11 protein-coding genes and 1 pseudogene are annotated in these 11,064 nt (G+C 72.7%); 4 read left to right on the top strand and 8 right to left on the bottom strand.

Translation table 11 applies throughout. The features are described 5' to 3' along the window. Positions 1-2,682 (bottom strand): DNA polymerase III subunit alpha (locus VNM44_RS14470; RefSeq protein WP_325626598.1); only part of this gene is annotated, 2,682 nt, incomplete at its 3' end. A gap of 74 nt (positions 2,683-2,756) precedes the next feature. Between VNM44_RS14470 and VNM44_RS14475 the strand changes: the two genes are divergently transcribed. Together VNM44_RS14475 and VNM44_RS14480 are read left to right on the top strand one after the other, a co-directional pair. After that, positions 2,757-3,833, top strand: coding sequence for a nitronate monooxygenase (locus VNM44_RS14475; protein ID WP_325626599.1), 1,077 nt, complete (start codon positions 2,757-2,759; stop codon positions 3,831-3,833). A 6-nt stretch (positions 3,834-3,839) separates the two neighbouring features. Then, a complete protein-coding gene (locus tag VNM44_RS14480; RefSeq protein ID WP_325626600.1) occupies positions 3,840-4,187 on the top strand; it encodes a hypothetical protein in 348 nt (115 codons plus the stop codon). Between the two features lie 16 nt (positions 4,188-4,203). Here the strand turns inward: VNM44_RS14480 and VNM44_RS14485 are convergent, their stop codons facing one another. From VNM44_RS14485 to VNM44_RS14495, 3 genes are all read right to left on the bottom strand, one after another. Continuing rightward, entirely contained in the window at positions 4,204-4,497 is a 294-nt protein-coding gene (locus VNM44_RS14485) for a hypothetical protein (RefSeq protein WP_325626601.1), read from the bottom strand. A gap of 39 nt (positions 4,498-4,536) precedes the next feature. Next, complete coding sequence (locus tag VNM44_RS14490; RefSeq protein ID WP_325626602.1) at positions 4,537-5,721, bottom strand: hypothetical protein; 1,185 nt, start codon at positions 5,719-5,721, stop codon at positions 4,537-4,539. Between the two features lie 81 nt (positions 5,722-5,802). Next, positions 5,803-6,543, bottom strand: a complete 741-nt coding sequence (locus tag VNM44_RS14495; RefSeq protein ID WP_325626603.1) for a class I SAM-dependent methyltransferase — start codon at positions 6,541-6,543, stop codon at positions 5,803-5,805. A 22-nt stretch (positions 6,544-6,565) separates the two neighbouring features. Here VNM44_RS14495 and VNM44_RS14500 point away from each other — a divergent pair, with 22 nt between their 5' ends. After that, complete coding sequence (locus VNM44_RS14500; protein ID WP_325626604.1) at positions 6,566-7,426, top strand: alpha/beta hydrolase family protein; 861 nt, start codon at positions 6,566-6,568, stop codon at positions 7,424-7,426. A 10-nt stretch (positions 7,427-7,436) separates the two neighbouring features. Here the strand turns inward: VNM44_RS14500 and VNM44_RS14505 are convergent, their stop codons facing one another. Next, positions 7,437-8,936, bottom strand: a complete 1,500-nt coding sequence (locus VNM44_RS14505) for a lyase family protein (protein WP_325626605.1) — start codon at positions 8,934-8,936, stop codon at positions 7,437-7,439. A 10-nt stretch (positions 8,937-8,946) separates the two neighbouring features. Continuing rightward, complete coding sequence (locus VNM44_RS14510) at positions 8,947-9,639, bottom strand: 2-phosphosulfolactate phosphatase (protein ID WP_325626606.1); 693 nt, start codon at positions 9,637-9,639, stop codon at positions 8,947-8,949. A 20-nt stretch (positions 9,640-9,659) separates the two neighbouring features. On the opposite strand from VNM44_RS14510, the gene VNM44_RS14515 reads away from it, so the two are divergent. Next, positions 9,660-10,508 (top strand): rhomboid family intramembrane serine protease, encoded by an 849-nt coding sequence (locus VNM44_RS14515; RefSeq protein ID WP_325626607.1) that lies wholly within the window; start codon positions 9,660-9,662, stop codon positions 10,506-10,508. A 21-nt stretch (positions 10,509-10,529) separates the two neighbouring features. Here VNM44_RS14515 and VNM44_RS14520 read toward each other — a convergent pair whose 3' ends face one another. Then, complete coding sequence (locus tag VNM44_RS14520; protein WP_325626608.1) at positions 10,530-10,796, bottom strand: hypothetical protein; 267 nt, start codon at positions 10,794-10,796, stop codon at positions 10,530-10,532. 119 nt (positions 10,797-10,915) lie between these two features. Then, a pseudogene (locus VNM44_RS17140) lies at positions 10,916-11,064 on the bottom strand (SPFH domain-containing protein); the annotation flags it as partial.

An 11,064-nucleotide genomic window follows, 5' to 3' on the forward strand; every position in this document is an offset into this window, starting at 1 on the left:
GTACGCGAGGCCCACCCGGACGGCGTGGGACAACGCGGGGGACGCACAGGGCATGGCTTTCCAGGGCGTGGCTTCGGCCTCGCCCTTCTTCTTGCCCCCAACCGAGGGAGGCGAGGCCAGAGCCACGCCCCCTGCGCCACCGCAAGGCTCCAGCGAGCAGCGCGCCTCGCTCAGGTTGACGTCGGGCGGGCGCACCTCGACTCCCCGTCGCTGGGCGTCGCGGACCAGGCTCGCGGGCGGGTAGAAGCCCATCGGCTGCTCGTTCAACAGGCCACAGAGGAACTCCGCCGGATAGTGGTGGCGGAGCCAGGCCGACTGGTAGGCGAGCAGGCCGAACGCGGCGGCGTGCGCTTTCGGGAACCCGAAGCCCGAGAAGCCGACGAGCGTGTCGAAGACACCGTCGGCGACATCCTCGGAGACCCCTTTCGCGACGGCGCCCTCGACGAAGCGCACGCGGTGCGCCTCGAGCGCCTCACGGCTCCGCTTGCGGCTCATCGCGCGACGGAGGCCCTCCGCCTCGCCGATCGTGTATCCCGCGAGCGCGATTGCGACGTCGAGCACCTGGTCCTGGAAGACGACGACGCCGAGCGTCGAGGAGAGCGGCTCGCGGAGCGACTCGTGCGGAACGGGGAAGACGAATGACGGGTCCTCGCGGAGGCGGCGGCGGTGCTCGATGTACGGGTGCACGGCCTTCCCCTGGATCGGCCCCGGCCGGACGAGCGCGACCTGGATCGTGAGGTCGTCGATCGTCTCCGGCTTCGTACGAAGGAGGCTCTGCATCTGTGCGCGGCTCTCGATCTGGAAGGTGCCGACCGTGTCGGCCGCCTGGATCTCGGCGTAGACGGCGGGGTCGTCGAGCGGGACCCGCGACAGGTCGATCGGCGCCCCGTGGAGCTGCGCGATCCGGTCGACGCACTCCTCGATGCACGAGAGCATCCCGAGCCCGAGCAGGTCGATCTTGAGGAAGCCCGCGTCGGCGCACGAGTCCTTGTCCCACTGGCAGAGCTGCCGGCCGGCCATCGCCGCCGGCTGCACGGGAACGAGCTCGACGAGCGGCCGCGACGAGATCACCATCCCGCCCGGGTGCTGCGAGACGTGCCGAGGCAGCCCTGCGATCTCCCGCGTGAGGAACTGGAACGCGCGCCAGCGCTTCGAGAGAAGCTTGCGGTCGGCGTCGGGAAGCGCCGCGACCTCGTCCGCGACACGCTCCGCGTGCCAGCCGTCGGTCACGCGGGCGAGCCGCTCGAGCTCCGCGTGCGGCAGCCCGAGTGCCTTTCCGACGTCGCGGATCGCGCCTCGCGAGCGGTACGTCGCGAAGCTCGCGACGAGGGCTGCGTGCTCGTGCCCGTAGCGCTCGGTGACCCGGACGATCAGCTTCTCGCGGATGTCGCGCGGGAAGTCGAGGTCGATGTCGGGCACCGACGTGAGCTCGTGGTTGATGAAGCGGCCGAGCGAGAGGTCGTTCTCGACGGGGTCGACGTGCGAGAGCCCGGTCAAGTAGCAGACGATCGAGCCGACCGAGCTTCCCCGCCCCCGGCCCGGCGGGAGGAACATCCGCGGCGAGTCGCGCCCGCGGACCTCGAGCGCGCATTCCCGGGCGAGCTCGAGCACCTCGTGGTGGAGGAGGAAGAACCCCGCGAGCCCGAGCCTGCCGATCAGCGCCAGCTCGTCCTCCAGGCGCGCGCGCGCCTTCGCGCGTGACACTGTGTCATTTGCGCTGTACCGCTCGCCGAACGCGTGGTCGCAGATCGCGGCGAGCTGGCGGATCGCGGGATCCGCGCGGTCGGAGAAGTCGGGGTAGCGGTAGCCGAGCTCCTCGGTGAGGTCGAACGTCAGTTGCTCCGCGAGCGCCACGGTGCGCTCCGCCGCCGCCGGGTCGATGCCCGCGAACCGCTCGACCATCTCGGCCGGTGGGCGCAGCACCGCCTCGCGGTTCCCGCGGCGCTCGCGCTCGCAGCCGTCGAGCGAGGTGCGGCAGCGGATCGCGACGAGCGCGTCCTGGAGGAGCGTCCGACGGGGCGCGTGGGCGTGGACGTTCCCCGTCGCGACCGTCTCGACGCCGAGGTGCTCGGCGAGCCGGCGAAGCGTCGTGTGGCGTCGCGCGTCTCCGCGTTCGTAGGGACGCTGGAGCTCGACGAAGAATCTCTCCTTCCCGAACGCGGACGCGAGCCGAGCCGCCCCGTTCGGATCGTGGAGCGCCAGGCCGTCGCGGGCGCAGCCGGAGAGACAGACGAGACCCTCGTTCAGCTCTGCGACGGTCTCGAGATCTACCGCCGGTGGCAGCGGTTCGCGGTCTTCACGGCCGGGACGGCGCGTGCCGGCATGGGCGCTCGTGAGGATCCGGCAGAGGTTGGCGTAGCCCTTCCCGCTCTCGCAGAGCAACGTCACGTGTCGGCCACCCACTCCCGCTCCGGCGCCGGCAAAGCCGGCACCTCCGCTCCCGGGCGGCTCCGTCGAGCCTATGCCGCTGATCGTCACCTCGGCACCGGTGAGCGGTCGGATGCCGGCGTACCTCGCGGCGTGCGCGAACTCGAGCGAGCCGTAGACGCCGTCGTGGTCGGTGAGAGCGAGCGCCGGATAGCCGAGCTCCGCCGCACGGGCGACGAGCTCCTCGGGGTGTGAGGCGCCGTCGAGGAACGAGAACGCCGAGTGGCAGTGGAGCTCGACGTAGGAGCGACCCACTACGCTCTTCCCCGGTGACACCGACCATCCAGCCGGCCGTCGTGGTCCGCACGTTCGGCGTGAGCGCCTGAGCGATGGCGGGCCTCGAAACGAGCGTCGCCCGGCTGCTCGGGACGCGCTACCCGATCGTGCAGGCGCCGATGGCGGGCGGGTTCACGACACCCGAGCTCGTGGCCGCAGTCTCGAACGCGGGGGCTCTCGGGTCGCTCGGTGCCGCGATCCTCCCTCCCGACGAGTTGCGGGACGCGATCGCCGCGATTCGCCGGCTGACCGACCGGCCGTTCGCCGTCAATCTCTTCGCGCCGCTCATGCCGCCCGAGGTCGACACGGAGGCGATCGCCGCCATGCAGGCCGTGCTCGCGCCGTTCCGCGCCGAGCTCGGCTTGCCCGAGGCACCGCTGCCGTCGCCTCCTCCGCCGGGGCTGGTCGAGGCGCAGCTCGCCGTGGTCGCCGAGGCACGAGTGCCGGTGCTCAGCTTCACGTTCGGGACCCTGCCGTTCGACGCGGCGAGGGAGGCGGGCAGCGTGATCCTGGGCACGGCGACGACGGTGGCCGAGGCCGTCGAGCTCGAACGGCTCGGCGTGGACGCGGTCGTCGCCCAGTCCGGCGAAGCGGGCGGCCATCGCGGCACCTTCCTCGGTCCGTTCGAGAACGCGATCGTGGGCGGTGTCGCCCTCGTTCCGCGGATCGTCGACCACGTCTCCGTGCCGGTGCTGCTCGCAGGCGGGATCATGGACGGGCGCGGGATCGCGGCGGCGCTCGCGCTCGGTGCGGAGGGCGTGCAGCTGGGGACGGCGTTCCTGGGTTGTCCCGAGGCGGGGGTGTCCGAGCCCCTGCGACGCACGCTCGGAGCCGCGGACGACGCCACCGTCGTCAGCCGCGCCTACTCGGGCAGGCAGGCGCGCCTGGTGCGGACCCGTCTCGTCGACGCGATCGAGGCTGCGGCCGTCGACCCGCTTCCCTACCCCGTGCAGGCCGTCGTCACCGCAGACCTCCGCGCTGCGGCGCTCGCCGCAGACCGCACCGACCTGTCCCTCGTGCTCTCCGGCCAGGCGGCCGGAGCGTTGCGCGACCTCCCGGCGGCCGAGCTGGTCGAGACGCTCGTCCGCGAGACGGACGACGCGATCCGGCGGCTCGCGGTCGACGCCTGATCTCCGGTGCGCGAACGCTACGACGACATCGTCGATGCCATCACCACCTGGCATCCCGAGTGCCGGGCCGGGAAGGTCTTCAGCATGCCGTGCGTGAAGCGCGCTGGCAGGGTCGTGTTCGGGCTGTCGCGCACGGGAATGGTGTTCAAGCTGACCGACCCCGGCACGCACGCGCGGGCGCTCACCGTTCCCGGCGCCCACCTGTTCGATCCTTCGGGCCGCGGTCAGCCCTTCCGCCAGTGGGTGGTCCTCCCACCCGAGCAGGCAGCGGAGTGGGAGCCGCTCGCCGCGGAGGCGGTCGTGCAGGATCACTCGATCCCGCCACCGGGCCCGGAGGCAAAGGTGTCGGACTGAAGTCCGACACCGGACGTCAGGCGCGCTGCGTGAACCAGCACCGCCGCTCCCCGTCGCGGTACACGCACACGTTGCGGCCCGACTCGAGCACGACTTCGAAGTAACGCCGGTCGACCGGGTCGTCCGTCCACCAACGGTCGACGACGCGCCACTCCTCCCGTACGACCGTGACGAGCTCGCGGTCGACGAGACGAGGCTCACCACCCACAGCCGTCTCGACGAGCGCCCGACGCGGTGCATTGAGCCGGCCGGCAACGCCGTGGTGGAGCGCATCGACGCGTGCCGCACGCGGGCTTCCCGTCACATTCATCGGCGCCGGAGGGTGGGTCGCGCGCAGCCGTCATGGCCCTCACACATCGCGTGGCACGACGAGCGCCCTCGCCTCGGGGATCCGCGACCACGGCGCGACCTCGACGACGCCCCCCACGGCGCCTCCGCCGGCGCTCGCGCGCACCTGACGGAGCCCTTCCCGCAGACGCGAGCCCACTTCTTCGCCTTCGGGCGCGACGAGCGCAAGCTGCTGCCCGGTGTGCTCGGCGAGCTCGACCGCTTCGAGGCGCAGCTCGACGACCGGCGCCGGGATCTCGGTGAGCTTCGGGCCGAGCGCCGAGCGGAGCCGCCCTCGCTCGGCGCTCGCCTCGCGCAGGGTCACCGTCCGTCGCCACGACCCGCCGCCGACGAGCCTGGCGGAGAGCGCGAGCTTGCGGAACGGCCTCCCCGCCCGCTCCGGCCGGGCGAGGATCCGGTCGAGCAGCGCCCCGAATGCACGGCGCAGGGTGAGCTCGTTCGCGACCGCCTCGGGGAAGGAGAGCGCCTCGACCAGCTCTGCCGCGGGCGATCGCCCGCGCACGCGGCGGCGCTCCCCGCCGCGCGCGAGGCTCCACGCCCGCTTCCCCTCCTGCCCCAGCCGCTCGGCCACGGCGCCCCCAGGCAGGGCGGCGAGTGAGCCGAGGGTGCGGACGCCGAGCCCTTCGAGCTCGGCGTACCGCCCCTCGTCGAGCGGCAGAAGCGAAAGCGGGAGCGGCTCGAGAAACGACCGCTCCGCCTTCCCCTCGACGATCACCGCCTGACCCGGACGCGCCACGCTTGCCGCCGCAAGGGCGACGAAGCGCCGCTGTCCCGCGCCCACGCGCGGGTCCCAGGCAGGCCCGACGGAGGCAAGCGCCTTCGTGAGCGCCGCCTCCACCCCTCCGTAGAGCCGTTCAACTCCGCTGGTCTCGAACACGACCACCCCCGGCTCGACCGGCTCGACGCCGAACCCCGCATCCTCGAGCCGCCGGAGAACGCCCTCCCACTCGCGCTCCGCGCCTGCGGGATCGGGGTCGACGAGGACGAGCTCGGGGCATGTCGCGAGCGCCTCCCCCAGGCGCATCCCCGCCGTGACCCCTGCCGCCTCGGCGGCTGCGGTTACCGGCCCGACGAGCTGCTCCCTCCCCGGCTCGGGCGCGAGCGCCGCGGGAACGACCGCGACCCTCGGCCGGGACCGGAGCGCCGCGCGGAGCTCGAATCCCGGAATGAGAAGACACGCGATCATTGGGAACAGATGTTCTATCGAACACGTGTTCGTGTGTCAAGACGTCGCTTGGAGACAGGGCGGAAAGAGCGCTCTCGCCGATCAGAACCTGGTCGCGCGGAAGCAGACCGTGACGTATGGGAGGCTCACCATGCCGTCGCTCGCATGGAGGTCGAAGATGCCGTCCACGCGATCGAGCACCGGCTCGCGCTCGTCGGGCGGGAGGATCGCGCAGTCGCTCCGCGAGAGGACGAGCTCGCGGAGAGCCTCTCGGCCGAGCTCCTGGACGTGGTCGAAGTCACGTGCCTCGACGGGGCCGAAGAGGCCGCTCCGGTCGATCATGTCGGGGTAGCGGCGTCCCATCTTGCTGCGAGCGACCATCAGCTCGCTCAGCTCGCTGACCCACGGTACGCGCTCGTCGCGGGTGTTCCAGACCAGCCCGAGCCGCCCACCCCGCCGAAGGACGCGAGCGATCTCGGCGAGCGCCGGCCCGTGGTCGAACCAGTGGAACGCCTGCGCGCACGTCACGACGTCGGCCGATCGGTCGTCGAGTGGGATCGACTCGGCGCTCCCCGCGATCGCCACGACGCCCGGCACCGCGATCCGGAGCTCGGCGAGCATCTCGGGCAGCGGCTCGACCGCGGTCACCCGGTGCCCGAGCGCGACGAGCGAGCGGGTCAGTTTCCCCGTGCCCGCGCCGAGGTCGACGACGTCGGTCGGCTCCTCCCCGGTGAGCCAGCGGACCGCGGCGTCGGGGTAGCCCGGGCGCGCTCGCTCGTAGGCACCGGCGACCCCTCCGAACGACGTCGCGCGCTGCTGCCGCTCCTCACGGTCGAAAGCCATCGGCCGAGCGTATCCTCGACCCGTGCGCCTCGCCCTCGCCGCAGCGGGAGCCGCGGTCGTCCTCCTCGCCGGCTGCGGAGGCTCGGAGAGCGATCCGCTCGCCGACGACCACAGCGCCCCGCTCGCGCTCGAGCGCGGCGGGCAGACCGAGCGCGACGGCGCCCGGGTTCAGGAGATCTCGTACGCGAGCGGCGACGACCGCGTCGAGGGTTACCTCGTCACGCCCCCAGACACGGCCGAGGAGCTGCCGGCCGTCGTGTTCCTCCACGGCTCGGGAGGCGACCGCAGCGAGCAGCTCGACACGGCGGTCGCGCTCGCGAAGCGGGGCGCGATCGCCATGACGATCACCGCCCCTTCGACCGGCAAGACCGCTCCTCCGGGGGCGACGGGAGAGGAGCTCGTCCGCTGGCAGGGTGCGACGCTCGCCGCGGACGTCGTGGCCGCGAGACGGGCGTTCGACGTGCTCGCGGGCGACGACCGAGTCGACGACGAGCGGCTCGGGCTCGTCGGCTGGAGCCTGGGCGGCCGTCTCGCGTCGATCGTCGCCGGGGTCGACGACCGTGTCCGCGCGACCGTGCTGATGTCGGTCGGCGCCGCGCCCGTCGAAGCCTACGTGCAGAACGCGCCGGCGGAGCTCCAGGACGTCGTCCGCCAGGCCCTCGAGCCGATCGACCCGCTCACCCATGTCGGCGACGCGAAGGGCGCGATCCTCGTACAGGCGGGCCGGCAGGACTCGATCGTCCCCCGCGCCGCGCTCGAGGCGGTGATCGACGCCGCCCCGCAGGGGACGAAGGTCGAGTGGTACCCGACCGACCACGCACTGAACGAGCAGGCGCAGACCGACCGGATCGACTGGCTCTCGGGCGAGCTCGGTCTCGGGTAGCCGCCCGGGCTCAGGACAGGTCGCGCGCCCGGGCGAGAAGCGCGCGCTCCGCGGCGGCCTCGCGCTCGCCTGCGGCCTCGCTCCAGCTCTCGTGGTCCGTCAGCGTCGCGCGTATCCCGAGGAGCATCTCCTCCATGGCGGCCTCCGACGAGGACCCCGTCTGCCGGCGTGCGGCGGCGCACGCCGCGGGATCGAGGGCGTCCCGCAGCACCGCCTCGTCGACCTCGACCGGCCTGCCGATCGTGGCCGCGGCCGCGGCGGCGAGGCCGGCCGCCGTCAACCGGGTCGACGGCTCGCCGGCGTCGACGAGCTCGCGGATCGCGCGTCCGACGATCGTGTGGGCGCTGCGGTAGTCGACGTCTCCGGTCAGCGCAAGGACGTCGGCGACGTCAGCTGCAGTGACGAAGCTCTCGCGTGCGATCTGCGCGAACCGCTCCGTGTCGAGCTCGAGGCCGTCCAGCACGGAGGCGGTCAGCCGGGCGATCGCGACGGCCTCGTCGAGCGCCCGGGGAACCAGGCCGTTGAGCAGGTGGAAGTGATCGGTGCGCGCCGATCCCGTGTGCAGGGTCGCAAGCGCGCTCGCCACGTCGCCGCTGGCCTGGCCCGCCTGCGTGCGGATCGCGGAGAGCGCGTAGGGGTTCTTCTTCTGCGGCATCAGCGCGCTCGCGCGACTGTGGGCGTCCGAGAGCTCGATCAGACCGAACTCCTGGCTTGCGTAGATCTCGAAGTCCTGGCCGAGCTGAGCCTGGTGCGTCGCGGCGATCGCGAGGCTCGCGAGAAGCTCGACGTACAAATCGGCCTGCCAGGCTGCATCCTTCGTGTGCTCGACGATGCCGTCGCCGCCCAGGAGCTCGGCGAGTCGTGTGCGGTCGATCGACCAACGCGAGCCGGCGCTGCCGCCGGCGCCCGCGACGCTCGTGCTCAGGGCCGCGTGCGAGGCGCGCGCCCGTTCGGCGTCGCGAAGCGCCGGGTACGCGTAGGCGAGGAGGAGGTGACCGACGGTCGTCGGCTGCGCCGGCTGGAGATAGGTGTAGTCGGTCGCGAGCGCGGCGCGCGTTGCCGTTGCGTGCCGAACGAGCGCCGAGGCCTGCTCGACGAGCGCATCGTGCAGCTCGAGCACGCCCGCCCGGGCGGTGAGCCGTAGCGCGACGCGAAACGCCTCCCGTCGGGGACGGCCCGCGCTCAGCCAGCCGGCCGCCGCTCGCCCGACGCGTCGCTCGAGCTCGGCCTCGCGTGCGTTGAACGCGTCGCCGAGCGACGAGTCCCACGGGAACTCGTTGCCGGGAATGGCGTGAAGCTCGAGCAACCCCCGGAGGAGCGACTTCCCATCCTCACCTGCGAGGTCACCGCCTTCGACGAGCGCGACGGCGTGCGCCAGGTCTGCGAGCGACAACCCGCGGGCGAGACGCGGGCCGTGGGCGCTCTCCGCCGCGTACGCCGCTGCGACGAGCTCGGACGCGGCGCTGCCTTGCAGTCGTCCGTCCCGCCCCAGCTCCTCCGACTCCGCCACGAGCGGGAGACTACGGCCTGAGCTCGGCGGCGACGCCGTGCATGCCGACGAGACGCGGGACGACGTCGAGCACGCTCTCGCGGGCGCATCGGGCGATGTCCGCCTCGAGCTCCGGCCCGTGCTCGATCAGGTCGCGGCCCGAGCGCGACGCGCGGAACGCCTGCTCGGCGCCCGAATAGGACCGCGCGAGCCGGAGGGCGGCCTCGGCGGCATCGCTGCGCTCGAAACCGAGGCTCTCGGCGACGCGGCCGGCGACGTACGCGTCGTCGAGCGCGAAGGCACCCTTGACGCCGGCGCAGAAGACCGCGACGTCGTCCCCGTCGCTCCGCGCGACGTCGGTCACCGCGGCGAGATTGAGCAGAGAGGCGATGTAGACCCGGTCGCAGCGCTCGGCCGCAGTCACGATGGCACGTGTGCCGTTCGTCGTCGACAGCGCGAGCGTCGAGGTGCGCGGCTCGAGGTACTCGCTCGGAGAGTTCCCGAGGTCGAACCCGTCGATCCGGACGCCGAGGCGCTCGCCGCCGAGGGTGACGTCGGCCTCTCGGAGCGCTCTCGCATCCTCCACCTCGGCCGCGCACCAGACGCGCTCGTAGCCCGCGTCCAGTGCCTGGCAGATCGTCGAGGTGGCGCGGATGACGTCGATCACCACCCCCGTCGGGGCCTCTGCCGCCTCGTCGGGAGTGAACGCGACGTGAACCCGCACGCGGGTACGCTAGCCGCGAGGTGAGCGACACGCCCCACTGCTACCGGCATCCGGGTCGCGAGACGCTCGTCTCGTGCTCGGAGTGTGGGCGGCCGATCTGCGAGGAGTGCATGACCTTCGCGCCGGTGGGGATCAAGTGCCCCGACCACGCAGGCGTCGGCGCGGCCCGTCGGGCTCCCTCGCCCCAGCGCACGGCCCGGCAGGCGCAGCACACGATCGCGGGCCTCGAGGCTCCGGCGACGGTCGGGCTCGTGGCGCTGAACGTGCTCGTCTACCTGGTCACCGTGTACCAGGGCGCCGGTGTGAGCGCGCCGGGGGGCAACCTGTTCACCAGCTGGCAGCTCGTCGGGACGGACGTCGGCGACGGAGACTGGTATCGCCTCGTGACGGCGATGTTCCTCCACGCGAGCCTGCTGCACCTCGCGTTCAACATGCTCGCGCTCTACTGGCTCGGGACGGTCGTCGAGCAGGCCCTCGGCAGCTCGCGCTTCCTCCTTCTCTACTTCGTGTCGGGCATCGCCGGCTCCGCCGGAGCGTTGCTCCTGAGCAACCCCTCGCAGCCGACGGTCGGCGCGTCCGGCGCGATCTACGGGATCATGGGCGCGCTGCTCGTCCTCGAGTACATGGCGACGGGGTCGTTCGCCGGCCAGGCGCTCGGGCTGATCGTCCTCAACCTCGCGCTGACCTTCGCGATCCCCAACATCTCGGTCGGCGGGCACCTCGGCGGGCTCATCGGAGGGATCCTCGCGACCTTCGCGCTCGCGCACTTCCGCTACGCGCGCCCCCGGTCGCTCGGCCCGGCGCTCGTGGGGCTGATCATGGTTGCGAGCCTCCTCGTCGCGTACGTGCGCGTCGAGTCGTACGTCTGACGCCGCGTCAGACCTCCCGGATCACGAGCGCGACACCGTCGATCGCCGCGATCTCGACCGTCGCTCCCTCGGCCACCGGCTGCTCGTTCTCGGATCGCGCGCACGGAGGAGCGGCTTGCGCGTCGTGATCAGCGTCGCGACCGCGACGATCGCGAAGACGACGATCTGCAGCGGGAACGAGGCGCCGGCGAGGGCCGCGATGCCCGCGCCGACGGCTCCTGCCGCCAGATAGAGCGCCACGAGGGCCGTCGTCGCAAGCTCGAGGCCGACGAGCACGAGCGCGATCACGAGCCAGACCGCGAGCCCGGTCGCGCCCTCCGCTAGGCCAGGCCCGACGCGCTTGCGTCCTTCGCCTTCTCGAGCGCGCTCCCGAGCGCCGCGATCGCTCCCATCGAGCCGATCGCGTTCGGGACCGCCATGACCTGCTCGCGCAGGTCGACGGTCGTCCGCAGCTGATCGACGAACGGGAACAGGAAATGAAGCCCTGGGTCGAGCGTCCGGTGGTAGCGCCCCAGTCGCTCGACGATCCCGGCGGTCGCCTGCGAGACGATGCGGA

The sequence above is a fragment of the Gaiella sp. genome (assembly GCF_035558935.1).
GTDB lineage: Bacteria > Actinomycetota > Thermoleophilia > Gaiellales > Gaiellaceae > Gaiella.

What these genes read in the sequence shown, in the direction of transcription:
- VNM44_RS14495 (WP_325626603.1), bottom strand. Translation starts at nt 6,543, where the DNA reads ATGGCTTTCGACCGTGAGGAGCGGCAGCAGCGCGCGACGTCGTTCGGA.
- VNM44_RS14475 (WP_325626599.1), top strand. Translation starts at nt 2,757, where the DNA reads ATGGCGGGCCTCGAAACGAGCGTCGCCCGGCTGCTCGGGACGCGCTAC.
- VNM44_RS14490 (WP_325626602.1), bottom strand. Translation starts at nt 5,721, where the DNA reads ATGATCGCGTGTCTTCTCATTCCGGGATTCGAGCTCCGCGCGGCGCTC.
- VNM44_RS14485 (WP_325626601.1), bottom strand. Translation starts at nt 4,497, where the DNA reads ATGAATGTGACGGGAAGCCCGCGTGCGGCACGCGTCGATGCGCTCCAC.